Origin of the sequence: Paraburkholderia sp. GAS333 (assembly GCF_050435665.1) — a bacterium.
Classification (GTDB): Bacteria; Pseudomonadota; Gammaproteobacteria; order Burkholderiales; family Burkholderiaceae; genus Paraburkholderia; species Paraburkholderia fungorum_A.
Genome location: NZ_JBNDKS010000002.1, coordinates 776,406 through 802,209 on the forward strand (window position 1 = coordinate 776,406; position 25,804 = coordinate 802,209).

The following is a 25,804-nucleotide window of genomic DNA, read 5'->3' on the forward strand; positions in this document are numbered from 1 at the left end:
TGTTCTGTTCATTCGCCGTTTTCTCCAGCGTATCGCTTTGATGCCAGCGCTCAAACGCACGGCGTTGTGTCTGCTCGCGGCGCCCTTATTGCTGGCCGTGCAAATGACGTCTGCCGCGCATAGACCTGGGGTTCAACCAAGTTCTCCAGCCGTCCACGCTTTTCCTGAAAAATTGACTGTCGGTGTACTCGCCGGCGGGTGGATGCCGTTCGACGTGTTGCAGGACAATCGGCTCAGTGGCGTCAGCGGTGACTATTTGCGCGCGCTGGTCGGACAAAACGTCGTTATCGAAAGCAGGACGTTTGCGGATATGCCGCAACTATTTGCGGCTGCCTGCGCCGGTCGTGTCGACATCGTGATGAGCCTTGCCCGCACTCCTGAGCGCGAACGTTGCATCAACTTCACTGCGCCTTATTTCCACTCGACGGTCTCGGCGGTCGTGCGCAGGAATGGCGAGCAGTACGCCGGCGTAGCTCAGCTCGCCGAAGCGCGCATTGCCGTCGAGCGAGGTTTTGCTCTTGAACGTTCGATCCGCGACGGCTTTCCGCGCGCGGAGATCGACACGTTTGCCTCCACGCGCGCGGCGCTCACCGCAGTAGTCCGTGGCGACGCCGACGCTTATCTCGGTTTTACGCCGGTCGTCCAGTACGAATTGGGTACTGAGGAATTCCGAGATCTGCGGGTTGCGTTCGAAGAAGCGGGCCGAACGTCCGACTTACGCTTTGGCGTGCCGCGCGGCAACACGTTGCTGCGAGATCAACTGAACCAGGCGCTCGCGTCGATGAACCCTGCCGACAGCGCTGCGATCCGCTTGCGCTGGTTGTCCGGCAATTTCGACTCGGAGCCGGACACCGGCACTCCTCGCCTCGATCTGAGCGTGCAGGAAAAAGCGTGGCTTCGCTCGTTGCCGCCATTGAAAGTCGGCTTCGACAGTAATGGACCGCCGTTCAGCTATGTCGACGAGATGGGCCGTCCCGCTGGCATCGCCGCCGACTATCTGGCGTATCTGAGCCGGAGTCTCGGCGTGGCGTTCAACCGCGCGCGCACGTCCGATTGGGCCTCCACGGTCGACGCCTTTCAGCGCGGCGACCTCGCCATTCTCGCCACTGCGTCCAACAACGGCCCGCATCTCAAGAATGCGGAGCATACGCAGGTGTACGAAAGCTATCCGATGGTGATCGTTGGGCGCGCGGGGGAACCGGCCGCGCGGTCGCTGGAGGATTTCGCATCGCGCCGGGTCGTTATTCCATCGCATGTCGCCGGTTCGGGTTCGCTGGCGCTCGAAGCTATTCCGGCCGACCACATCGTCGTCGCGCCGAGTCTCGACGACGCGCTGAGAATGCTCAAGTCCGGCGAAGCGGATGTGGTGGTAGGAAATGTGGCCGCGGTCGATCCTCTCCTCAGAACGCGTTATGCCAATGTGCTCAAGATACTTGGCACGATCGACGAGTTCGATTCGCTCGATTTCGCCGTGCGCTCCGATCTGGCTCCGCTTGCGGGACTGATCGATCGCGCGTTGCAAGCCATGCCGGCTTCGGAAAAGCAGCGTATCCGCCAGAAATGGGTGACGGCCCCTGCGCCGGACAATGGAATCTGGAGCGTGACCGCAGTTCGGCTGCTGCCGGTGCTGATCGGTATCGGCGTGGCGTTGCTGGTTACGTTGCGCGCATATTTGTTGTTGCAACGTGAAGTCAGGCTTCGCAAGGAAACCGAACGCGAGCTCGCACTGCAGCTCAACTTCCAGGAAACCATGATGGAGACCGTGCCGTATCCGCTCGTTGCAAAGGGGCTGGATGGACGCTACATGGCGATCAACCGGGCCTACGAGGAAGCGTGCGGCATGAGCCGCGAGGAAGTGATCGGACGCACCTCGCAGGAGGTGCTGACTTGGGGCGAAGCTAACAGCCGCGTTCTGGACGACGTAACGCGCGACATACTGAAAGGCGGCTACATCGCGCAGGTGGAATTGCAATTCGAGACACGGGAGGGGGAGTCACGGCACGGTCTGTTCTGGACCAGCGTGTGCAACGGTAGTGACGGCAAACCGGCGTACATCCTCGGAACCATGATCGACATCACCAATATCCGGCGCACCGAAATGCTCGCGCGTGAAACCGAACGGCGTCTTTTCGACGTGACTCGCTCATTGCCTGCCGTGGTGTTCCAGATGCAGCGCACGTTGGACGGTGTGTATTCGTTTCCGTTTATCAGTGGCGACACGCGACTTCTGTCGGGCAGCAGTGGCGAAGTCCAAACTACGCCGTTCGGCGAAGACGCGCCGTCAACCAGCCGCGATCTTGTCGATTTCCATCGGGTATCTGAGCAGGACCGGCCATTCGTGCTGGCTGAGCTGGAGCGTTCGGCTAGCGGCGAAACGCCCGTGCATATGGAGTTTCGTCTCAATGGCGAGCTTCCGCCCAAGTGGGTGCGCGCCGAACTGGTTCCGCGTCGCGAGGCGGATGGTCGCGTCGTATGGAGCGGCTACTGGGTGGATGCGAGCGTCGAGCGGGCGCGTTCCGAGGAGCTTGCACGAGCGCGTGACGTGGCGGAAGCGGCATCACGCGCCAAAGACGATTTTTTCGCCATGATGAGTCACGAAATCCGTACGCCGATGAACGGCGTTCTGGGTCTTGTCGAAGTGCTGGAACGCACGCCGCTGAATACGGATCAGGGCGAAATGCTGGGCATGATCCACGAGTCGGCGGGCGCTTTGTTGCAGATACTCGACGACTTGCTCGATTACTCGAAAATCGACGCGGGCCGGCTGACGCTCGAAGCCGAGCCGATCGACATACGTGAACTGGTCGACAATGCCGTCGGTCTCCTCGCGGGCCGCGCGCATGAGAAGGGGCTGAAGGTGCGAGTGGGCATCGCGTCGGAAGTCGCGGCGGTGTTGCGCGGCGACAGCGTTCGTCTTCGGCAGATTCTGTTTAACCTGCTCGGCAACGCAATCAAGTTCACGCCACAGGGCGAAGTTGAAGTGGCGGTGTCGGTTGTTGCTCAGAACGGCGATGCCCAGACGCTCGAAATGATCGTTGAGGACACCGGCATCGGCATCGCGTCGGAAGTCCAGGCGAGTCTGTTCGAGCCGTTCGTCCAGGCGGAATCGTCCACTACACGCCGCTTTGGTGGTACGGGTCTTGGTTTGACAATCTGCCGCAAGCTGATCGATCTGATGAGCGGCACGCTCACGCTACGCAGCGAAGTCGGCAAGGGCACTCGCATGATCGTGCGGCTGACCATGCCCGTAGAAGCGCAGCGCTACCACGTGAGCGGTTTGCGCGGAAAGCGTGGAGTCGTGCTGACCAACGACTCGCATGTCGGCCTGGCGCTGATGAACTTCGGGCATGCGCTCGGACTTCAGTTGCACAGTTTGACGCCCGACGCTGGTGAATTGCGCGATCGCGCTGCCTTGTCAGAAATCGATTTGCTGTTCGTCAGTGAAGACGTGACGTTGCCCGCGAACGTCGGCTTGGGTACACGTGTTATTTGCCTGACCGAGAAACCGAAGCCGTCCGGTTATCGCATTCTCGACAATAGGGTGCGTGTCAGCATTAATCCGATTTCGTGGCGCGGCCTCGGTGCCGCGTGCGCCGCCGCTATGACCGGGCTGCCGTCTATTGCGCCGCGTTTGGCCAGCGTTTCGCGCACGCCGGAAGGTGTCACGACGCCGCCGGACCGTGAACAGGCCATCGCGAGCGGTCGGCTGATTCTCGTCGCAGAAGATCATCCGGTTAATCAGGAGTTGATCCGTCACCAACTGGCGTTGCTCGGTTTTGCTTGCGACCTGACAAACGACGGCGTAGAAGCATTGGCCGCATTGGAGCACGCGAGCTACGGATGTCTGATCACGGATTGCCATATGCCGAACATGTCTGGCTATGAGCTGACGAGGCGGATCCGCGAAGGGGAGCGGGCAGGCGCGCATCGTTTGCCGATTCTGGGCATCACGGCGAACACCGCGCCCGAAGACCTGAATCTCTGTCGGGAGGCAGGAATGGACGACTGCCTTATCAAACCGACCCGGCTCGCCACGTTACGCGATTATCTGAGTCGCTGGTTCGGCACCGATAGCGCCAGACAAATCACACCGGAGGAGGCCGTTGCGGCGTCGGTGCCTGTCAGGCCGGTTGCTTATGGCGAAGCCGAGCCGTTTGTCCCCGTGGACCTTAGCCATATGACGCAATTGTGGGGCAGCGAATCGACCGTCAAGGCGTTGCTTGACGCGTTTGTTTCGTCCGTCAGGGAGGATATACAGTCGCTGTCGCCGTTGCTCGATATCGTCGAGATTCACCTTTTGCGCGAGTGGCTTCATCGTGTGGCGGGGGCTGCAAGCGTGTTGCAATATCCGCCATTGCTCAATGCAATTGATGGATATCGTCGCGACATTGCCGTCAACCCTACAGAGCAGGTGCGCCGCGACGGGCTGGCGTTGATCCGCAAATGCAATGCGATGCTGGATGGCATCGAGCAGCAGGCGGCATTGCTCGCGTAGGTTTTTGTTGCACGAGGAGGGGGTGACTACTGGCGTGTTTCGAGCGCGATTGCTAGATTGACGCGCACGTCGCCCGAAAAAAGTAAAACTGTAAGGCGAAAAAAAACGCGGCCGAAGCCGCGTTAAAGATTTGGAGACTTCCCTCGATGAAGGAGTCACTTCTCGCAGGCCGAAGCATAACCGGGATAGCCCGGTTGATTCACTACAAAATCCGCAATTAACTGTTTGAGGAAATCGATTAAAACGGCAATGCCGCGTCGATCGTCGTCATTGGATTCTGCAGTCAAACAATGTGTTTGGGCTGATTTGACGTCACTCAACCAGATCTATTTCTGTTGGCAGACGCGTTTAAATACGTAGCTCGGAGGCCTTGGTTCTATCAAAGTCTTTGGCCAGATTGATAGCCACAAGCGCCAACGTCATTGCAAGTCAACGTATCGCGGACCGATATGGACAACCACAAGTCCAGCGCTTCGCCAGGCCCAACCCGCGCAAAAAGAACACTCGCGCCCGCTATATCCCGCGCCCCAATGGTCAACCTTCCATGGGCCCTTTCTGAACATCTGCAAAGCTTTTGCACTAGTATGTGGTGGCTTCGCGCGCGGCCGAAATGTCGGTGCGGCGATGCATCAAAAGTCTGGAGAAGACCATGCTTACGCTGCGAAAACTGAATCTGGCTGTGGTGTTGTGGGCGTTGGCGTCCGGCGTCGCCTTCGCGGATACCGTGGCCCTGAAGGCCGATCTCGAACCGTCAAGCGAAGTGCCGCCGCGCGTCAGCCACGGGCACGGCATGCTGAACGCCACGTTCGATACATCGACGAAATCGCTGCAATGGACCATCACTTATGAAGGATTGAGCGGTCCGGCCACCGCCGCCCACTTTCACGGTCCGGCGCCAGTCGGCCAGAACGCGAAGGTCCAGGTGCCGATCGACAAAGGCGCGCTTGCCAGTCCGATCAAGGGATCAACGGCGCTCACCGAGCAGCAGGTTACCGATCTGATGGCCGGCCAGTGGTACTTCAACGTGCACACCGCGCAGAACCCGATGGGCGAAATCCGCGGACAGGTTTTGCCCGCAAACTGAACGTCGGCGTAGCCGAATCCAAGGCGGGCGAACATTTTTGAGATTAGAACCCGCCGTCGATCGACGCGGCCTGGAACACACGTACCATGACGGGACCCTACAGAAGGAGCCTGTCCCGATGAGTTGGCAAAGTGCACTCGCATGCTGGTATTTGCGTCGGCAGTTCCGACCGGAAACGCTCAAGCCGCGCATCAACGTCGAGCGGGCGCGTGCGTTGACGGCGAAGCGCGTCTGGTCGCCGCGCGTGCCTCGAGACTGGCGGTTGCGCGAGCTATATGGCGCGAACGACATGCCTTTGCGCGGCGAGTGGCTCGAACCCGCAACTAACGCGACGTCACCCGAGGCCGGCCCGACCGTGCTGTACTGTCACGGCGGCGGCTATTACTTCTGTTCACCGCGTACGCATCGCTCGATAGTGTTCGGACTGGCGACGCGTGCGCATGCGTCGATCTTTTCCCTCGAATACCGGCTTGCGCCCGAGCATCGTTTCCCAGCGGCGCTCAATGATGCGACCGCCGCCTACCGTCAACTGCTCGCCGACGGCATCGCGCCCGAGTCGATCGTGATTGCCGGTGATTCGGCCGGCGGTGGTCTCGCGCTCGCCACGCTGGTCGCGCTAAGAGACGCAGGTGATCCGCTGCCGGCCGGCGGCTTGCTGTTCTCGCCGTGGACCGATCTCGCCGCGACCGGCGCCAGCCTCAGCACCAATGACAGCGTCGATCCCATGTTCTGCGGTGCCGCGATCAAACGTGCCACGGAGGTTTATCTCGGTGATGCTTCGCCCACGGACCCCTACGCTTCGCCCGTCTACGCTGACCTGCACGGCTTGCCGCCGCTTTTCCTGATGGCGGGCAGCACGGAAGTGCTGCTCGACGACTCGCAGCGTGTCGCCGATAACGCACGCGCGGCGGGTGTCGATTGCGAGCTTGAGGTGTGGAAGAAAATGCCGCATGTGTGGCCGATGTTCGCGCCGTTCATCCCGGAGGCGAACCGCGCGCTCGATCACGCGGCTGCTTTCGTGCGACGCGCGACGAGCCGCGCCATGAAGGCCACCAACCCCACCAACGCCGCTACTCAACCGTCGAGCGTGACGTCCAGCGTCTGATAGACGGCCTCGATGGTTGGCTGGCCATATTGCCGTTCCAGCCGTCGCACGGTGAAGTGTCCGTGCGCAACCTGCTGGAAGTGGTCGATGAAAACCGTGTTGACCATCGCGCCGAGCACCGCGCCGATCGCCGGAATCGACTTGGCGGCGATCTGCTCGCTCACCTGCACCGAAAAGCGCGCAGCAATCGCGTTCAGCAGCCGCAACAAGGCCGCCGAGCCGTGCGCGCTGAAGCCCTTGGTCGCGATCTCCGAAGACGCCTTCGATACCGCCTGCGCCAGCGCGCCCCGCATGATGAAGTAGCCGAGATCGGCGTCGTCGTCTTCGCTCGACGTGCCGCCCATGCCGAGCACCGTCAGACATTGCAGCTGCGTTTCGATCGACGTCAGATCCTCGCCCTCGCTGCGCGCAATATCGCAGATCGAGCGGAACATCAGCGTGGTGGTGACCGGCAATTCGACGGGCAGCGCGAATAGCCCGAATGCGCCGCCGGCCGCCCCGGTGGTCGCCACCGCGAATTTGTGCAGCAAATTGCTCGGCCGGTCGGGCACGATGAGTGGCGTAGCATCGCGGCGACCCAGCGTACGCAGCGCGATCGACAAACATTTGCGCAGCGCCAGTTCGGTCGCATCGGTGACCTTGGCGTTGGCGAAGGCCGGAATACGCGACATCAGCTTTTCGATCGGCGCGCCGACGATGCTCGCCAGCTTCATCGCAAGCGCGGGGCTTTCGAGTTGATGTTTCGCGCGTTTTAGCGCTTTGAGATCCTCGTCGGATAACGATGATGTGGTCAGCGAACTCGGTTGCATGGGCCTCCCTGGCGTCATGTCATGTGCTTTCTTCAGTCGATTGCCACCGCCGCTAAGGCAGGTGGCACGTCCCGCTTAGAGCGTCGCAGCATGGTATGATTCCCGATCATTTGACGAGTCAACTGTTGCTCTATCAAAAATGGCTGTCCATACCGCGGCTCACCACTCGAGTGGGCAAGTCTTACCGTTCCGTGAATCCTTGCTGGCGATGCTCGGCATCTCCTTCGTCACGATGCTGGTCGCGCTCGACCAGACCGTGGTCGGCACCGCGCTGCCCACCATCGTGTCGGAACTCAGGGGCTTCGAACTCTACGCGTGGGTTGCCACGTCGTATCTGCTGACCTCCGTCATTACCGTGCCGATTTTCGGCCGACTCGGCGATTACTACGGGCGCAAACCGTTCGTGATCGCGTCGATCGTCGTGTTCACGGCAGCGTCGGTGCTGTGCGGCGTCGCCAACAACATGCTGTTTCTCGTGCTTGCGCGCGGCTTGCAAGGCATCGGCGGCGGGATGCTGGTTGGCACCGCGTTCGCGTGCATTCCCGATCTGTTTCCCGATTCGGTCGTGCGTCTGCGCTGGCAGGTGCTGATGAGTTCGGCGTTCGGGATCGCCAATGCCGTGGGGCCGTCGCTCGGCGGTTTTCTCACGCAGTATTACGGATGGCGCTCGGTTTTCTACGTGAATCTGCCGGTTGGTTTGCTGTCGCTGTTTTTCGTGTGGCGTTTTCTACCGCATCTGCGACACGTCGAGCATAAGGGCAAGATGCGGCTTGATTGGCCCGGCGCGTTGCTGATCGCCGTCGCGCTTGGTTCGCTGCAACTGTTCGTCGAGATGCTGCCGAAACACGGCTCGACGCTTGTCGCGTTCGGGCTGCTCGGCTTGAGCATCGTATCGGCCTATGCGCTGTGGCAGTGGGAAAAACGCTGCCCAACCGCGATTCTTCCCGTCGACATGTTCCGCAATCGCAGCCTTTCGGCGCTGTTTCTGCTCGCCGTGCTCGGCGGCTTCACGATGTTCTCGATGCTGTTCTACGCGCCGCTGCTGTTCCAGGGCGGCTTCGGCATGTCGCCAAAAGAAGCGGGGCTCGTGATCACGCCGCTGGTCGTGTTCATCACGTTCGGCAGCATTGCCAACGGGCGCATCGTGTCGCGCGTGCGCAATCCGAATCTGATGCTGTATGTCGGCTTTGCGCTGATCGCGTTGTCGTGTCTCGGGATCGTGGTCGCGACGCGTTCCATGTCGCAATGGGTGCTGATGTCGTTCATGGTGCTCGGCGGCCTCGGGCTCGGCTTCGTGATGCCGAACCTGACCATCTTCGCGCAGCAGACGGCGGGCCGCGAGCACCTCGGCATCGCCACGGCGCTGCTGCAGTCGCTGCGGATGATTGGCGGCATGATCGGCACGGCGCTCACCGGCACGCTGATCAGCCATATGTACGCGAGCGGCGTGCGCAGCGCGCTGGAAAGCGCGAACGCATCGCACTGGTTCAGCGATCTCGGCGATCCGCAAATCCTGATCAATCAGGGCGCGCAAACCGCGCTGGTCGATCAGTTGACGCACGCGGGCCATAATGGCGCGATGCTGCTCGAAAGCGCGCGCGAATCGCTGGTGGCCGCGATTCATCTGGGGCTCGCGATGGCGGCGATCATCGCGGTGGTGTCGGTGTGGCAAAGCCGCCGCGTGCCGCCGATCAAGCTCCAGCGCAAGCTCGAACCCGTGATTCACGCGGACTGAATTTTTAGACTGACGGTTTTACAGATACATCATGGAAGAACAGGATCGCGTCGCTGTCATGCAGCAATTCGGCAGGACTTATCGGGCGTTCATGTCGGCATTCGAGGCGCACGTCGGCCATCCGTTGCCGCGCTGGCGCATTCTGCTGGCGCTGCACGATCAGGCGGGCGAGGAGATGTCGCAGAAGCGTCTGGTCGAGCGCCTGCGTGTCGATCCCGGCGCGCTGACGCGTCAGTTGAAGACGCTGGAAGGATTGGGCTGGATCGTGCGCAGCATGGATGAGCGCGATAACCGCGTAACCAACGTGCGTCTGACGGAAGCGGGGCAATCGGCGACTGAAGCCAGCTTGCCGCGTCGCAATGCGTTTTTGCACGACACGATGACCGCATTGCCGGACGATGCGATGGGCGCGTTGTCGGGCGCGCTGAAGCTGCTCGAGGTGAGGATCGGGGAAGTGGCGGCGACGGCGGGCGCGCGCGGCGCGGAGGAGTGAAGCGGTAGAGCACTGCGAATTGATCGCGGTGTTCAACTGGGTTTGAAGCCCAGCTATCTTGTGCCGCGCAATCTCACGAACCATGAACCACGAACAGCGCGCCTTGTTGCCGCAACAAGACGCGCCGTCCGCGAAAGATCAGAAGAACGTTTCGATCACTTCAGTCACCCGATATTCCGGGTCGACCACCAGCAGCTGACGCCACTTGTCGAACGTCAGACACGGATGCGAGATGTCGAACGCAATCATGTCGCCCACCTTCAGATCGGCGCCCGCGGGAATCCGCAGATACGCGTGCTGATCCATCATGCCGAAAATCTCCCAGCCTTCGCTCGACGCGATATCACGCGGCGCTTCGGTACCCGGACGGTAATGACGCGACGGTTCCGGCATGCCTGCGTCGAAAGCGGCGTCGCGCTTGCCGAGACCGATGATCGCGCGATCCGGCTCGGGAATGGATTGCACGTACGCCCACAACTGCAGCGCGGGCAACAGGCCTTCGCCCATTTTCTTAGCCACCGGATTGCGCGCGAAAATATCGGTTTGCGCCTTGCGATACACGCCGACGTCGTGCGTCAGATAGCAGCCGGGCCGCAGCACGATCTCGACCTTGCCGGTCTCCGATGCCTTCACGAATTCTTCCGCGACCACGTCGTACCACGCTGATCCCGCGCCCGACAGCACGGCGGGCGTGCGCGCGAAACGGCCTTGCTGGACCAGATCGCGCGTAATCGCGACCGCGCTCTGCAGGAACTCGCGCACTTCGTGCTCTTCCTTCAACACACCTTCATACAACTCGACGCCAGCGAGCTTCAGGATCTCGGGATAGCGGGCAATCGCTTCGAGCACCGCATTGCGCTGCGCTTCGTCGCGCACGCCAGTGCGGCCGCCCGGCACGCCGAGTTCGAGCAGCACCTGCAGCGGTTTCTTCACCGACGTGAAGAACTCGCCCAACTGTTCGACGCCTTCGACCGAATCGACGAGACAGAAGAATTCGAAGTCGTGGTCGCTCAGCAACTCGGCGATCATCATCATGTTGTGACGGCCGACCAGCTGGTTAGCCATCAGGATTCGCGACACGCCGCCGTGATACGCCGCCCGCACCTGATGCGCGGTGGCCAGCGTGATACCCCACGCGCCGGTTTCAAGCTGCTTGCGAAACAGTTGCGGCGCCATCGTGGTTTTGCCGTGCGGCGCGAGCTTGACGCCGTATTCCGCGACGAACGCCTGCATCCATTTCAGGTTGTGTTCCACCCGATCCGCATACAGCACGGCAGCCGGCAGGCTGACGTCCTCGTTCAGCAGATTCCACTCAAGACGCGCGGCATCCGTCAGCTGGATGCTGGTGCCCGGAACGATGCCCAAGCCCTTGCTATAAGGATCAATCGTTGCGCCCTGATAGTTTGTAACTTTCATGTCTCCAAGCTCCATCGTCCGGTTAAATTGAATCGAAGTTGACTTTACCATGTTACCGAAAGTACGATGTTCGGTGAAATGTTATTTAGTACCACGTTTGGTGCAACCGTCGTCGCGAGGTTCTTTGCCAGCCTCGCATGACACCCCACAGTCTGCAATGAACTCAACCGCCGAACCGCTGGCTTTCGACATCGTCGCGCGCATCGCCGAATGCGCGCCGGAACTGCGCTCGGCCGAACGCAAAGTTGCCGCGCTGATCCTCGACGACCTCACCGGCGCGTCGCGCGCGAGCATCGGTGCGCTTGCGCAGCAGGCGGAAGTCAGCGTGGCGACCGTCACACGCTTTGCGAAGGCCGTGGGTTGCCGCGACGTGCGCGAGTTGAAGCTGCGGCTCGCGCAGGCGGCGGCGGTCGGTCAGCGCTTCCTGCAACCGGGCGGTCCCAGCGACGCACCGGAGCCGATCGCCACTCGCGTATTCGACGAACTGCAAACCGCGCTCGCGCATAACCATCAATTGCTGCGGCAGGCGCCGCTCGGCGATGCGGCCGCCGCATTGCGCGAAGCCAGAATGATCTACGTGTTCGGCATGGGCGGCGGTTCGACCGCGCTCGCCGACGAAATGCGCTTCCGCCTCGTGCGCCTGGGTCGACCAGTCGCAACTTATCAGGACGGTTTGCTGCAACGCATGGTCGCGAGCACCGTGTCGCGTGAATGTGTGGTGATCGCGCTGTCCACCACCGGGCGCGTGCCCGAGATGGTCGAGAACTGCAAGATCGCGCGCAGCTACGGCGCGACCGTGATTGCACTGACCGCACCGGCGTCGCCGCTCGCGCGCCTGGCCGATTGGGTGATCCCGATCGTCGCCTTCGAAACCGATTTCATTTACAAGCCGTCGTCATCGCGCTACGCAATGATGATGGCGCTCGATGTGCTCGTCACCGAACTTGCCGTCAGCCAGGGCGACGAGAGCCGCGAATTGCTGCGCCGCATGAAGCACGCGCTCGACACGCACCGCGGCGGCGGCGATCGACAACCGTTAGGAGACTGAATCCATGCATTCGCATCCCGAAGCCGCCGACACGCTGATTGTCGGCGCGCAACTGTACGACGGTACGGGCGCGCCGCCTGTCGAGCGCGACGTGGCGATCCGCGACGGCCGCATCGCCGCGATCGGCAATCTGTCGAACTGGCTCGCCGAAGAAGTGATCGAGGCCAATGGCCGTGCGCTGGCGCCGGGCTTTATCGACGTCCATACGCACGACGACACGCACGTGATCCGCTCGCCGCAAATGCTGCCGAAAATCACCCAGGGCGTGACGACGGTGATCGTCGGCAATTGCGGGATCAGCGCGTCGCCGGTTTCGCTGAAGGGCGATCCGCCCGATCCGATGAACCTGCTCGGCGAGCGCGACGCGTTCCAGTACCCGACCTTCGCCGCTTATGTCGATGCGGTGAATAAAGCGCGTCCGGCGGTGAATGTCGGCGCGCTGATCGGTCATACGGCGTTGCGCAATAACCAGATGGACCGGCTCGACCGCGCGGCAACGCCGCAGGAAATCGACGGCATGCGCGCGCAGCTCGAAGAGGCGTTGGCCAACGGTGCGCTGGGCCTGAGTTCGGGGCTCGCCTACGGCTCGGCCTTCGCTGCGCCGACCGAAGAAGTGATGGCGCTCGCCGAACCGCTCGCCGCAGCCGGCGCGTTGTACACGACGCACATGCGCACCGAGTTCGACGCGATTCTCGACGCCATGGACGAAGCGTTCCGCGTCGGTCGTCACGCGCATGTGCCGGTGGTGATCTCGCATCTGAAGTGCGCGGGTCCGTCGAACTGGGGGCGCAGCGAGGAAGTGCTGAAGTCGATCGAAGGCGCGCGGCGTTTGCAGCCGATCGGTTGCGACTGCTATCCGTACAACCGGAGTTCGTCGACGCTGGACCTGAAACAGGTCACGGGCGATATCGACATTACGATTACCTGGTCCGAGCCGCATCCCGAGATGGCGGGCAAGCTCGTGAAGGAGATCGCGGCGGAGTGGGGCGTCACGCAGCAGGAAGCGGGCAAACGCCTGCAGCCTGCGGGCGCGGTGTACCACAACATGTCCGAAGACGACGTGCGGCGCATCCTCTCGCATCCGGCGACGATGGTCGGCTCGGATGGCCTGCCGAACGATCCGTTGCCGCATCCGCGATTGTGGGGCGCGTTTCCGCGCGTGCTCGGTCATTACGCGCGCGACGCGGGTTTGCTGCCGCTCGAAGAAGCGGTGCGCAAGATGACGGGTCTGTCGGCGCGTCGTTTTGGACTCGCGCAGCGCGGTGAAATCCACATCGGCTATCACGCCGACCTGGTGTTGTTCGACCAGGCCAAAGTGCGCGACGCGGCGACGTTCGAGAAGCCGCAGCAAGCCGCAGACGGCATCGACGCAGTGTGGGTGAACGGCGTGCTGTCGTATCGCGACGGCGAAGTGACGGGCGAGCGCGCCGGGCATTTCGTGGCGCGCGGCGCGGCGTCGAAGGGTGACGCGCGCGGCGCGTTCTGATTTTATTCAACCGATTGATGGCGGTGCGCGCAGCGACGGTGTCGAACGCGCGCCCAACTTTTTAAGGAGCATGAAGATGAAGCGATATGGCGTGGAAGGCGGAAAGGGCACGGGCGGTCAGGTGATGCCGTTTGCGCGTGCGGTCGAAGCGGACGGCTGGCTGTTCGTGTCGGGCCAGACGCCGATGGAAAACGGCGAAGTGATCAACGGCGGCATCGTCGAGCAATCGCACAAGGCGATCCAGAACGTGTTCGCGATCCTGAAGGAAGCCGGTTACGGCGCGGAGCATGTGGTCCGCTGCGGCGTGTGGCTGGACGATCCGCGCGATTTCGCGTCGTTCAACAAGGTGTTCCGCGAGTACTTCGGCGAGAATCCGCCGGCGCGCGCTTGCGTGGTGTCGTCGATGGTGATCGACTGCCGCGTCGAAGTGGATTGCGTGGCTTACAAGAAGCCGGCGGCTTAAGGCTTTAAGGCTTCTGATTCGCCGCAGGGTTGATCGCAACCTCTGCGGCGAGTCGGGCTGCTTTACTGTCGGGCCAGGCGCATGTTGTCCGGCATCGGCAGGTTGTAGTTCGTGCGGAACGGGTTGATGTCGAGTCCGCCGCGCCGCGTATAGCGCGCATACACCGCGAGCTTCACCGGCTTGCAGACCTTCATCAGGTCGATAAAAATCCGCTCGACGCATTGCTCGTGAAAGCCGGTGTGATTCCGGTACGAGATGATGTAGCGCAGCAAGCCCGCGTGATCGATTTGTGGACCCACGTAGTGAATCTGCACGGTGCCCCAATCGGGCTGACCCGTCACCGGGCAATTCGACTTCAGCAGATTCGAAAACAGCGTTTCCTCGACCGGCGATTCATCGTGCGCGGCGCTCAGCAGCGACGCGTCCGGGTGATAAACGTCGGTATCCAGATCCAGACGATCCAGCGACAGGCCTTCGAATTCTTCCATCTGCAGCTTGCCGAATTCATACGGCGCGGTCAGATGAACCGACACGGTGGCGCCGCACGACGCGGACACGTCGCGCTTGATCGTGTCGCGCACCGCATCCATCGATTCGAACGACGTCTGCGCAAACGAGCCCAGATAAAGCTTGAACGACTTCGACTCGACGATATTCGGCGAGTCGGCCGGCACGAAGAACGTGGCCACCGCGATTTGCGGTTTGCCGCGCGCGTTCAGCCAGGACAACTCGTAAGCGTTCCAGATGTCCGTGCCGAAAAACGGCAACTGCGCGCCGATGCCGATCGCCTCGCGCGCGTTCTTGCGCGCGATCGGGAACAGCAACGACGCGTCGTATTGTTCGGTGTAAGTGGAGGCCTTACCCAGCGGTGATTGTTCGGGTGTCATGATGCGTTCACGATGCCACTCAGCACGTGCCCGGTCGCCGTCACGACGCGGGCCGATTCGCAATGGCCAATTTGGTCGTCGAAGAAAAAGTCGGGCTCGAACTCGCGCAGAAATGCGCTCTTGTCGAGGCCGCCGAGGAACATCGCTTCGTCGATTTCGATGTTCCACGCCATTAAAGTGCGGATCGCGCGCTCGTGGGCGGGCGCCGAACGGGCCGTGACCAATGCCGTACGAATATGCATCGGCGCGGCTTCGTCCGCGAGTTTTTGCAGCCGATGCAGCGCTTCGAGCAAGGGCTTCAACGGGCCGTCCGCGAGCGGCAAATTGCGGTTGTGAATCTCGTGGCCGACGAATGCTCGCAGGCCGTCTTTCTGGAAAACGCGTTCGGCTTCGTCGGAAAACAGCACCGCATCGCCGTCGAACGCAATCCGGATTTCGTCCGGATATTTACTCGCCATTTTCGCCGATTCGGGCAACACGCGCGCGGCCGGGAAACCGGCGGCCAATGCATCGCGCACATCGTCCTGATTCGCGGACAGAAACAGCGACGCGTTCAGCGGCTTCAGATAGCCGAACGGTGCGCGTCCGCGCGTGAACACGCCGCGCTCGATCGCGAGACCGTGCTCGCGGCACGAGTGAAACGCGCGCAGTCCGCTGATCGGATCGCTGCGCGACAGGATCACCACTTCGACGCGGTGGCCGCCCGCATTCAACGCCAACAGCTTGCGGATCAGCGGAAACGCGACGCCCGGTTTGGCGGGCACGGTCAGCCGGTCGCGCTGCAGCGCTTCGTACGCATGCAGGTCGCCTTCCTCGTACACGCGGTTCTCTTCCTCGAAGTCGAACAGCGCGCGCGACGAGATTGCCACTACCAGTTTGTCGACGAGCGAGAGAGCCATCTGCGGGTTTTAGTCCTGTCGGTTCGGATTGTTCAGGCGAGGAACAGGCGATAAACCGGGTTCTTCGTCTCTTCCCAGTACGGATAGCCGAGCGTCGTAAGGAATTTGTCGAACCCGTCGTTCTCGGTTGTCGGCACCTGGATGCCGACGAGGATCGAGCTGTAGTCCGCGCCCTGGTTTCGATAATGAAACAGGCTGATGTTCCAGTTCGGCGCCATCGACGACAGGAATTTCATCAGCGCGCCCGGCCGTTCGGGAAACTCGAAACGGAACAGGCGTTCGTCGTGCGCCAACGGCGAGCGACCACCGACCATGTAGCGGATGTGCTGCTTCGACAGTTCGTCGAACGTGAGGTCGACGGTGGCGAAGCCGTGCGTTTCGAATGCGCCTGCGATCTGCACGGACTCGCTGCGGTTTTTCGTTTGCACGCCGACGAAGATATGCGCCGAATTCGCGTCTGCTATACGGTAGTTGAATTCGGTGACGCTGCGCGTGCCGACCAGTTCGCAGAAGCGCCGGAAGCTGCCGCGTTCTTCGGGGATCGTCACCGCGAACACGGCTTCGCGTGCTTCACCGACTTCGGCGCGTTCCGCCACGAAACGCATGCGGTCGAAGTTCATGTTCGCGCCGGACGTGATCGCGATCAGCGTCTGGTTTTCGATGCCTTCTCTTTCCGCGTACTGCTTGGCACCCGCTACCGCCAGAGAGCCGGCTGGCTCCAGAACACTACGCGTGTCCTGAAACACGTCCTTGATCGCCGCACACAATGCATCGGTGTTCACGAGCAGCACGTCATCGAGATATTCGCTGCACAGGCGGAAGGTTTCTTCGCCGACCAGCTTGACCGCCGTGCCGTCCGAGAAAAGGCCCACTTCGTTCAGCGTGACGCGTTCACCGGCTTTCAGCGACGCGGCCATCGCGCACGAGTCGTCGGTTTGCACGCCAATCACCTTGATCTCCGGGCGCACCGATTTCACGTACGCCGCCACGCCCGCCGCCAATCCGCCGCCGCCGATCGGCACGAAGATCGCGTGAATCGGACCTTGATGCTGGCTGAGAATTTCCATCGCCACCGTACCCTGGCCTGCAATCACGTACGGGTCATCGAACGGATGCACGAAGGTCAGGCCGCGTTCTTCCTGGAGCTTCACCGCATGGCCGTAGGCGTCGCTATACGACTCGCCGAACTGCACGACTTCGACTGTTGCGCCGCCATGCGCGCGCACCGCATCGACTTTCACCTGCGGCGTGGTAGTGGGCACCACGATGATCGCCTTCACGCCCATGCGAGCCGCCGACAACGCCACGCCCTGCGCATGATTGCCCGCCGACGCGGTAATCACGCCACGCTGCAACGCATCCGCCGGAATATGCGCCATCTTGTTGTACGCGCCGCGCAGCTTGAACGAGAACACCGGCTGGTTATCCTCGCGCTTCAGATACACCGGATTACGCAGCCGCGCCGACAGATTCGGCGCATGTTCGAGTTCGGTCTCGCGGGCCACGTCGTAGACGCGCGCGGTCAGGGTCTTTTTCAGGTAGTCGTGGGAAGCCATGCGGGTGGCGCGGTGCGCTTTGTGAGACGGGAAAGCGTCAATGATAGCGCCAACGGTGCGGGCTCTGGCCTTTGGCGTCTGCGGGAAAGCCGGGGCGACGTCGCATCTGGACTGCTTTTACGTACCGCTGAGGCTGCGTTCGGGCTTCAGCGAGGTTGTGTCGAAAGCGGCTCGAACCTGCGTGGAAAACAGGCGGAACCGCAGCCGAACACGGCCCCAAAATCCCCACCCGACCATCCGGTCGATAAATTCTCCGCATGCCCGAACACAGCCAATTCTTTCCCGATTCTTTCCAAAAACGCGCAAACTCCCGTCCCACCTCCGATTTCACCCGTCAACGCGTGGCGGAATCATGCGGTAGAATTCCGTTTTGGAATAAGGATCGGAAGATGCACTGGCAGCCTCAGATCGCCCACTTGATGCCCGTCCCGCGTGAGTCCTGCCCCGCGGCGGAGCGTCTCGTCCGCCACGCACGATCGTGTAGCTGTATCTGAGCGCCGCGAAGAGACCGATGTGATCAGGCCGTCGGTTGTGCTTCGCTCCCCAAGAAGATTTCCAGCATTGCGCCCCACGCGCATTGTCATCCGACGCCTCCCAGTGAGCGCGCCCGGTTGACCTACAGAGTCGTCCAAACATGAACGCACCTCAAGTTTTCGATCCGCACGGTGCCGCCGCTGCGGTGGCCGCTGATCCCGAAGCGCGTCTGCGCGAAATTCCCTATAACTACACGTCGTTTTCCGACCGCGAAATCGTCATCCGTCTGCTAGGCAACGATGCCTGGGACGCGCTGGCCGAATTGCGTGCGGAACGCCGCACCGGTCGCTCGGCGCGGATGCTGTACGAAGTGCTGGGCGATATCTGGGTCGTGCGCCGCAATCCGTATCTGCAGGACGACCTGCTCGACAATCCGAAACGCCGCGCGATGCTGATCGAAGCGCTGCATCACCGGTTGTCGGAGATTGAAAAGCGCCGCCGCGCCGACCTGGTCCAGCATGGCGACGAAGCCGGTATCGACCGTGCTGCCCGCGTCGAAACGCTGGTGCAGGCGGCGCGCCGCGCCGTCGACGAGTTCGCGAGCGAGTTCCAGAAGACCTACGATCTGCGCCGCCGCGCGACCAAGGTTCTGGGCAAGGTCACGGAAAAAGACAACATCAAGTTCGACGGTTTGTCCCGCGTGTCGCACGTGACCGATGCGACCGATTGGCGCGTTGAGTACCCGTTCGTCGTGCTCACGCCGGACACCGAAGTTGAAATCGCCGGCATGATCAAGGCGTGTTTCGAACTCGGTCTGACCGTGATCCCGCGTGGAGGCGGCACGGGCTACACCGGCGGCGCGGTTCCGCTGACGCCGTTCTCGGCCGTCATCAATACTGAAAAGCTTGAACAGCTCGGCGCGGTCGAAATGACCGAATTGCCGGGCGTCGACCGCAAAGTCGCGACAATTTTCTCGGGCGCGGGCGTCGTCACGCGTCGCGTGACCGAAGCGGCCGAGCAGGCCGGTTTCGTGTTCGCGGTCGATCCGACTTCGCTCGATGCGTCCTGCGTCGGCGGCAATGTGGCGATGAACGCGGGCGGCAAGAAGGCCGTGCTGTGGGGCACGGCGCTCGACAATCTCGCCTGGTGGCGGATGGTCGACCCGGAAGGGAACTGGCTCGAAGTCACGCGCCTCGACCACAACATGGGCAAGATTCACGACATCGAAGTCGCGCGTTTCGAGCTGAACTGGTTCGACGGTAACTATGCGCCGGGCGAAAAGCTGATGCGCACCGAAGCCCTCGACATCAAGGGCCGCGTGTTCCGCAAGGAAGGCCTCGGCAAGGACGTCACCGACAAATTCCTCGCCGGCCTGCCCGGTGTGCAGAAGGAAGGTTGCGACGGGCTGATCACGTCTGCGCGCTGGGTGCTGCACAAAATGCCTGCGCATACCCGCACCGTCTGCCTCGAATTCTTCGGCCAGGCGCGCGAAGCGATTCCGAGCATCGTCGAAATCAAGGATTACCTGTTCGAGACGTCGCGCCAGGGCGGCGCGATTCTCGCTGGTCTGGAGCATCTGGACGAGCGCTATCTGCGCGCAGTCGGCTACGCGACCAAGAGCAAGCGCAACGCGTTTCCGAAGATGGTGCTGATCGGCGACATCGTCGGCGACGACGCGGATGCGGTTGCACAAGCCACGTCGGAAGTCGTGCGCATGGCCAACGGCAAGAGCGGCGAAGGCTTCGTCGCGGTCAATGCCGAGGCGCGCAAGCGCTTCTGGCTCGACCGCAGCCGCACGGCCGCGATCGCCAAGCACACCAACGCGTTCAAGATCAACGAAGACGTGGTGATCCCGCTCGACCGCATGGGCGAGTACACGGACGGCATCGAGCGGATCAACATCGAACTGTCGATCAAAAACAAGCTGCAACTGGTCGACGCACTCGAAGCGTTCTTCCAGGGCGGCAAGCTGCCGCTCGGCAAGAGCGACGACGCGAACGAAATTCCGAGCGCCGAACTGCTCGAAGATCGCGTCCAGCAAGCGCTCGATCTGCTAAAACGCGTGCGTACGCGCTGGGAATTCCTGCGCGACAAGCTCGATCTGTCGTTGCGCGAGGCGCAGCACTATCTGGTCGGTCTCGGCTACGAAGCGCTGGCGGAAAAGTTCGCCGATCGCGTGGATACCCAGGCCGACGCTCGCGTGTTCGACCTGACGCAGGACCGCACGATCCGCGTGTCGTGGAAGCAGGAAATCCGCGCCGAATTGCGCCAGATTTTCAATGGCGGCGAATTCAAGCCGATCCTCGAAGAAGCGCAGGCGATCCACAAGCAGGTGCTGCGCGGCCGCGTGTTCGTCGCGCTGCACATGCACGCGGGCGACGGCAACGTTCACACGAACCTGCCGGTCAACTCCGACAACTACGAGATGCTGCAGGACGCCCACACGGCGGTCGCGCGCATCATGAAGCTGGCGCGTTCGCTCGACGGCGTGATTTCCGGCGAGCACGGCATCGGCATCACCAAGCTCGAATTCCTGACCGACGACGAGATCGCGGAATTCCGCCAGTACAAGCAGCGCGTCGATCCGCATGGCCGTTTCAACGCAGGCAAGCTGCTCGAAGGCGCGGATCTGCGTAACGCGTACACGCCGAGCTTCGGCCTGATGGGCTATGAATCGCTGATCATGCAGCAGTCCGACATCGGCGCGATTTCCGAGTCGATCAAGGACTGCCTGCGTTGCGGCAAGTGCAAGCCAGTCTGCGCGACGCACGTGCCGCGCGCCAACCTGCTGTACAGCCCGCGCAACAAGATTCTCGCGACCTCGCTGCTGGTCGAAGCGTTCCTGTACGAAGAGCAGACGCGCCGCGGCGTGTCGATCAAGCACTGGGACGAGTTCAACGACGTCGCCGATCACTGCACCGTCTGTCACAAATGCGTGACGCCGTGCCCGGTGAAGATCGACTTCGGCGACGTGACGATGAACATGCGCAACCTGCTGCGCAAGATGGGCAAAAAGAAATTCAACCCGGGCAACGCAGCGGGCATGTTCTTCCTGAACGCGACGAATCCGCAGACCATCAACCTCGCCCGTACGGCGATGATGGGCGTCGGATACAAGGCGCAGCGCCTCGGCAACGAAGTGCTGAAGAAGTTCACGAAGAAGCAGACGGCGCACCCGCCGGCATCGGTCGGCAAGCCGCCGGTCACGCAGCAGGTGATCCACTTCATGAACAAGAAGATGCCGGGCAATCTGCCGAAGAAAACCGCGCGCGCATTGCTCGATATCGAAGACAACAAGATTGTCCCGATCATCCGCAATCCGAAGACGACCACGGCCGACACGGAAGCGGTGTTCTACTTCCCGGGCTGCGGCTCCGAGCGTCTGTTCTCGCAAGTCGGTCTCGCCACCCAGGCGATGCTGTGGGAAGCGGGCGTGCAAACCGTGCTGCCGCCGGGTTACCTGTGCTGCGGCTATCCGCAGCGCGGCTCGGGTCAGTTCGACAAGGCCGAGCAGATCGTCACGGATAACCGCGTGCTGTTCCACCGCGTCGCCAATACGCTGAACTACCTCGACATCAAGACGGTGGTGGTGTCGTGCGGCACGTGTTACGACCAGCTCGCCGGTTATGAATTCGAGAAGATTTTCCCGGGCTGCCGGATTATCGACATCCACGAATTCCTGCTGGAGAAGGGCATCAAACTCGAAGGCGTGAACGGCGTGCGCTACATGTACCACGACCCGTGCCATTCCCCGATCAAGACGATCGACCCGGTCAAACTGGTCAATCAGCTGATGGGTTCGGAAAACGACGGCTACAAGATCGAGAAGAACGATCGTTGCTGCGGCGAATCCGGCACCCTGGCGGTGACGCGTCCGGACATCTCGACGCAGGTCCGCTTCCGCAAGGAAGAGGAAATGCGCAAGGGTGCGGCCAAGCTGCGCGGTATCCCGCTGGTCGCCGAGGCCGGCGCGAACGCGATCAATACGGCCAATGCGTCGGCAGGTTCGGCGGGCGCGCCGGAGGGCTCCGTGCTGAAGGCCGGCGACGGTCCGCAGCCGAAGGGCGCGACCGACGTGAAGATCCTCACGAGCTGCCCGTCCTGCCTGCAAGGCCTGTCGCGCTACAACGAAGACGCGGGCACCGAGGCGGACTACATCGTCGTCGAGATGGCGCGTCACGTGCTGGGCGAAGACTGGATGGCGGACTACGTCCAGCGGGCGAACAATGGCGGAATCGAGCGCGTGCTGGTTTAATGGCACGACTGACGATTTTTGCCTGAGGACGACGATGGACTGCGTTTTTTGCCGTGAAGACGGCGGCGATGTGCTGTGGCAGGACGACACCCTGCGTGTCGTTCTCGCCGACGAACACGATTACCCGGGCTTCTGCCGGGTGATCTGGAATCAGCACGTTGCCGAATTTTCCGATCTCGCCGCGAGCGATCGCGATCGCGTGATGCAGGCCGTGTACGCGGTCGAACGCGCGATCCGGCGCATTCTTCAGCCGGTCAAGGTGAACCTGGCTAGCCTCGGCAACCAGGTGCCGCACGTGCATTGGCACGTCATTCCGCGTTTTTCGAACGACGCACATTTTCCGCTGCCCATCTGGGCGCCGCGCCAGCGCACGGTGTCCGAAGCGATGCTGTCGTCGCGCCGCGCGCAAGCCACATTGCTGCGCGAAGCGGTGCGGCAGGAAATCGAACAGGCTCTTGGCTGAGCACGGCCAGACTCGCCGCTTCACACTTCGCGTGGCGGAAGTGGCGAAAAAACTGCCGCGGCCCGGCAATTTCTTACGAGGCTCATCATGAGCGGATTGACCCCTCAGACTCCAGTACCGACCGGAATGGTCGTGCATTCGAAATCGCGCGTACTCGAATTGCAGTATGCGAACGGCGAATCGTATCGGCTGCCGTTCGAACTGCTGCGTGTTTATTCGCCGTCGGCGGAAGTGCAGGGCCACGGCCCCGGCCAGGAAACTCTGCAAACCGGTAAGCGCGAAGTGACGATCACGATGATCGAAGGCGTCGGCAACTACGCCGTTCAGCCGACTTTCTCGGACGGGCACGCTTCTGGCATCTATTCGTGGGACCTTCTGCACGACATGGCCCTGCGGCAGGACGAACTCTGGCGCGATTATCTCGCCAGGCTTGAGGCGGCCGGTGTCGACCGCGATACGCCGATGGTGCCAACTGGCGCTGCGCACGGGCACTGTCACTGATACGATTCGCCCCGAACGCCGCACTGACGCGGCGCAACATTTCAGAATACGCGAAAGGACGAGCGCGATGAGCAAAACCCACTTCGGCTTTCAATCGGTCGACGAACAGGACAAGGCGCAAAAGGTGGCGGGCGTATTCCACTCGGTCGCCTCCAACTACGACTTGATGAACGACCTGATGTCGGGCGGATTGCACCGGGCGTGGAAGATGTTCACGATCGCCCAGGCTAACGTGCGGCCGGGCTTCAAGGTGCTCGACATCGCCGGGGGCACGGGCGATCTGTCGAAAGCCTTCGCGAAACGCGCGGGCGAAACCGGCGAGGTCTGGCATACCGACATCAACGAATCGATGCTGCGCGTGGGCCGCGACCGTCTGCTGGACAAGGGCGTGATCACGCCGGCGCTGCTGTGCGACGCCGAGAAAATTCCCTTCCCGGACAACTACTTCGATGTGGTGACCGTGGCATTCGGCCTGCGCAACATGACGCACAAGGATGTCGCGCTTGCGGAAATGCGTCGCGTGCTGAAGCCAGCCGGGCGTCTGCTGGTGCTGGAATTTTCGAAGGTGTGGGATCCGCTCAAAAAGGTCTACGACGTCTATTCTTTTAAGGTGTTGCCGTGGCTCGGCGAACGCTTTGCGAAAGACGCCGAGAGCTACCAGTACCTCGCGGAATCGATCCGTATGCATCCGGATCAGGAAACTTTAAAAACAATGATGGAACAAGCAGGTCTCGACGGCGTCAAATATTACAATTTGTCAGCTGGCGTGGTAGCTTTACATGTGGGGACCAAATACTAGGGTTCCTAACCCATCGATTTTTAAAGGAAAGTATGAAAATGTCCGATTCAAATGTGTTATCTCCCCGTAAGGTTGGGCGCTCGCTGGTGAGAAGAATCGGACTGATCGCGGTGGTCGGTCTGATCATGGCCGGCTCGCTCGCTTCGCTCGATGCGGAAGCGCGCCGTATGGGCGGTGGCCGTAGTCTCGGCCGTCAGTCGAATACCGTTCAGCAGCAACAGTCGGCGCCGTCGCAGCCTTCCCAAAGCAATCAGGCCATGCAGCAGCGTGCGCAGCCATCTACTACACCGACTCCGCCCGCCGCGCCTAACCGTTCGCGCTGGCTCGGGCCGATCGCGGGTCTTGCCGCCGGTCTCGGTATCGCCGCGCTGCTGTCGCACTTTGGTATGGGCGAAGCGTTCGCTGGCATGATGGCGAACGTCATCATTCTTGCGGTGATCGCGATGGTCGTGATCTGGCTGATCCGCCGCTTTACGGGCCGCAAGCGCGATTCGGCGCAACCGGCTTACGCGGGCGCGTCGCCGTCGCTGAATGCGGGCAACACCGGCTATAACCAGCAGCCGATGGAACCGCGCTACAGCGCGCCGCCGTCGGGCTCGTACCTCGAACCGCAAGGCAATCCGCTGACCACGCCATCCATCAATCCGATGCCCGTCGTGCCGGCCGGCTTCGATTCCGAAGCGTTCCTGCGCAACGCGAAGGTGTATTTCGTGCGCTTGCAGGCCGCATGGGACGTCGGCAACGTGGAAGACATCCGCGAATTCACTACGCCGGAAATGTTCGCCGAAGTGCGTGTCGATCTGGCTTCGCGTGGTTCGGAATCCAATCAGACGGACGTGGTTCAGCTGAACGCCGAGTTGCTGGGCGTCGAAGAACGCGCGACCGAATACTTCGCGAGCGTGCGCTTCTCCGGCCTGATTCGAGAAGCGCCGGGTGCGGCGGCCGAGCCGTTCGTCGAGGTCTGGAATCTGTCGAAGGCGAACCGCGCTGGCGAAGGCTGGCTGCTTGCGGGCATCCAGCAGGTGGCGCAGCACTGAGCCGTCGGCGAGGCAACGCACAGGTGGCGCGCGTTGCCCTGACCGGATACCCAACGTTGGCCGTTCGGCTGAGCAAGCCGCGAAGCGAACGGACGTTACAATAGGAACCCGTGCGAGCACCTCGTTCGCGCGGGTTTTTTCTTGCCACTTTCGATGACCCTCGCCGCCAAGCCCTTCGCTGCTGCTGTCAATCATCTGCTCGCCCGCGAATCGTGGGCTCGTGAGCGCCTCGTCCCTTATGCGGGCAAGACTGCCCGGCTGTCGTGTCCACCGGTCGTGCTGACGCTGCTCGTACAGCCGGACGGCTATCTGGGCGCGGTTTCCGAATCCGATACGCACCAGTACGACGTGACCATCTCGGTGGCGTCGGACGCGTTGCCGGCCTTTGTGCAAGGCGGCCAGGCCGCCGTGATGAAGCACGTGAAGATAGAGGGCGACGCCGAGTTCGCCACGGTGATCGCGAAGCTCGCCGAGCATTTGCGCTGGGAGCCGGAAGAAGACCTGTCGAAGCTGATCGGCGACGGTCCGGCATGGCGGGTTGCGTCGGTCGTGCGAACAGTCGGCGAGCATGTGCAACGCACCGGCCGCAATCTGCTCGACACGGCCGCCGAATATCTGCTCGACGAGAATCCGCAACTGGTGCGGCGTACCGCGCTTGAAGATTTCAACGTCGAACTGGCCCGCGCGCGCGATGCATTGGCGCGCGTGGAAAAACGCATCGAGCGTCTTGAACAGAAGGTCGAAGCCCGCGGCGCAGATGCGCCGGGCGGCGCCGCCACGTCGCGCGGCACGCGCTAGT

At 62.0% G+C, this 25,804-nt stretch carries 19 protein-coding genes; 14 read left to right on the top strand and 5 right to left on the bottom strand.

What is annotated here, in order from left to right; genetic code table 11:
- The first annotated feature begins 40 nt into the window (after positions 1–40).
- The 3 genes from ABH945_RS12735 to ABH945_RS12745 all read left to right on the top strand — a co-directional run bounded on the left by ABH945_RS12735 (position 41) and on the right by ABH945_RS12745 (position 6,684).
- The gene (locus ABH945_RS12735; RefSeq protein WP_429250730.1) at positions 41–4,495 is read left to right on the top strand and encodes a transporter substrate-binding domain-containing protein; all 4,455 of its coding nucleotides are present in this window, start codon (positions 41–43) and stop codon (positions 4,493–4,495) included.
- Positions 4,496–5,144: 649 nt separating this feature from the next.
- Complete coding sequence (locus ABH945_RS12740) at positions 5,145–5,579, top strand: CHRD domain-containing protein (protein WP_429250731.1); 435 nt, start codon at positions 5,145–5,147, stop codon at positions 5,577–5,579.
- A 118-nt stretch (positions 5,580–5,697) separates the two neighbouring features.
- Positions 5,698–6,684 (top strand): alpha/beta hydrolase, encoded by a 987-nt coding sequence (locus ABH945_RS12745; RefSeq protein WP_429250732.1) that lies wholly within the window; start codon positions 5,698–5,700, stop codon positions 6,682–6,684.
- Here ABH945_RS12745 and ABH945_RS12750 read toward each other — a convergent pair.
- Positions 6,654–7,493, bottom strand: coding sequence for an EcsC family protein (locus ABH945_RS12750; RefSeq protein ID WP_074762960.1), 840 nt, complete (start codon positions 7,491–7,493; stop codon positions 6,654–6,656). The two genes, ABH945_RS12745 and ABH945_RS12750, sit on opposite strands and share 31 nt — an antisense overlap.
- Positions 7,494–7,632: 139 nt before the next feature.
- Here ABH945_RS12750 and ABH945_RS12755 point away from each other — a divergent pair, with 139 nt between their 5' ends.
- Positions 7,633–9,228, top strand: coding sequence for an MDR family MFS transporter (locus ABH945_RS12755; RefSeq protein ID WP_429250733.1), 1,596 nt, complete (start codon positions 7,633–7,635; stop codon positions 9,226–9,228).
- Positions 9,229–9,259: 31 nt separating this feature from the next.
- Complete coding sequence (locus ABH945_RS12760; RefSeq protein ID WP_074762963.1) at positions 9,260–9,721, top strand: MarR family winged helix-turn-helix transcriptional regulator; 462 nt, start codon at positions 9,260–9,262, stop codon at positions 9,719–9,721.
- Positions 9,722–9,859: 138 nt separating this feature from the next.
- Here ABH945_RS12760 and ABH945_RS12765 read toward each other — a convergent pair whose 3' ends face one another.
- On the bottom strand, positions 9,860–11,137 hold the full coding sequence (locus ABH945_RS12765) for an amino acid deaminase (RefSeq protein WP_429250734.1): 1,278 nt from the start codon (positions 11,135–11,137) through the stop codon (positions 9,860–9,862).
- Between the two features lie 157 nt (positions 11,138–11,294).
- Between ABH945_RS12765 and ABH945_RS12770 the strand changes: the two genes are divergently transcribed.
- The 3 genes from ABH945_RS12770 to ABH945_RS12780 all read left to right on the top strand — a co-directional run bounded on the left by ABH945_RS12770 (position 11,295) and on the right by ABH945_RS12780 (position 14,134).
- Positions 11,295–12,185: a MurR/RpiR family transcriptional regulator gene (locus tag ABH945_RS12770; protein ID WP_074762965.1), complete on the top strand. Its 891-nt coding sequence runs from the start codon at positions 11,295–11,297 to the stop codon at positions 12,183–12,185.
- 4 nt (positions 12,186–12,189) lie between these two features.
- Positions 12,190–13,671, top strand: coding sequence for an N-acyl-D-amino-acid deacylase family protein (locus tag ABH945_RS12775; RefSeq protein WP_429250735.1), 1,482 nt, complete (start codon positions 12,190–12,192; stop codon positions 13,669–13,671).
- Positions 13,672–13,747: 76 nt separating this feature from the next.
- Entirely contained in the window at positions 13,748–14,134 is a 387-nt protein-coding gene (locus ABH945_RS12780) for a RidA family protein (protein ID WP_062126077.1), read from the top strand.
- 62 nt (positions 14,135–14,196) lie between these two features.
- Here ABH945_RS12780 and queF read toward each other — a convergent pair whose 3' ends face one another.
- From queF to ilvA, 3 genes are read right to left on the bottom strand one after another with little or no spacing between them, the layout of a single operon-like run.
- A complete protein-coding gene (gene queF, locus ABH945_RS12785; RefSeq protein WP_074762969.1) occupies positions 14,197–15,021 on the bottom strand; it encodes an NADPH-dependent 7-cyano-7-deazaguanine reductase QueF in 825 nt (274 codons plus the stop codon).
- The gene (locus tag ABH945_RS12790; RefSeq protein WP_074762971.1) at positions 15,018–15,920 is read right to left on the bottom strand and encodes a 5'-nucleotidase; all 903 of its coding nucleotides are present in this window, start codon (positions 15,918–15,920) and stop codon (positions 15,018–15,020) included. Before ABH945_RS12790 ends, queF begins: the two co-directional genes overlap by 4 nt.
- Before the next feature lie 32 nt (positions 15,921–15,952).
- Positions 15,953–17,521, bottom strand: coding sequence for a threonine ammonia-lyase, biosynthetic (ilvA, locus tag ABH945_RS12795; RefSeq protein ID WP_429251090.1), 1,569 nt, complete (start codon positions 17,519–17,521; stop codon positions 15,953–15,955).
- A gap of 589 nt (positions 17,522–18,110) precedes the next feature.
- On the opposite strand from ilvA, the gene ABH945_RS12800 reads away from it, so the two are divergent.
- From ABH945_RS12800 to ABH945_RS12825, 6 genes are all read left to right on the top strand, one after another.
- Entirely contained in the window at positions 18,111–22,205 is a 4,095-nt protein-coding gene (locus tag ABH945_RS12800) for a DUF3683 domain-containing protein (protein ID WP_429250736.1), read from the top strand.
- 34 nt (positions 22,206–22,239) lie between these two features.
- Positions 22,240–22,668, top strand: a complete 429-nt coding sequence (locus ABH945_RS12805) for an HIT family protein (RefSeq protein WP_074766253.1) — start codon at positions 22,240–22,242, stop codon at positions 22,666–22,668.
- 87 nt (positions 22,669–22,755) lie between these two features.
- Positions 22,756–23,169, top strand: a complete 414-nt coding sequence (locus tag ABH945_RS12810; protein WP_074762977.1) for a gamma-butyrobetaine hydroxylase-like domain-containing protein — start codon at positions 22,756–22,758, stop codon at positions 23,167–23,169.
- A 67-nt stretch (positions 23,170–23,236) separates the two neighbouring features.
- Complete coding sequence (gene ubiE / locus ABH945_RS12815; RefSeq protein ID WP_074762979.1) at positions 23,237–23,968, top strand: bifunctional demethylmenaquinone methyltransferase/2-methoxy-6-polyprenyl-1,4-benzoquinol methylase UbiE; 732 nt, start codon at positions 23,237–23,239, stop codon at positions 23,966–23,968.
- Between the two features lie 38 nt (positions 23,969–24,006).
- Positions 24,007–25,005: a TIM44-like domain-containing protein gene (locus ABH945_RS12820; RefSeq protein WP_429250737.1), complete on the top strand. Its 999-nt coding sequence runs from the start codon at positions 24,007–24,009 to the stop codon at positions 25,003–25,005.
- Positions 25,006–25,158: 153 nt separating this feature from the next.
- A complete protein-coding gene (locus ABH945_RS12825) occupies positions 25,159–25,803 on the top strand; it encodes a ubiquinone biosynthesis accessory factor UbiJ (RefSeq protein WP_429250738.1) in 645 nt (214 codons plus the stop codon).
- The last annotated feature ends 1 nt before the right edge of the window (position 25,804 follow it).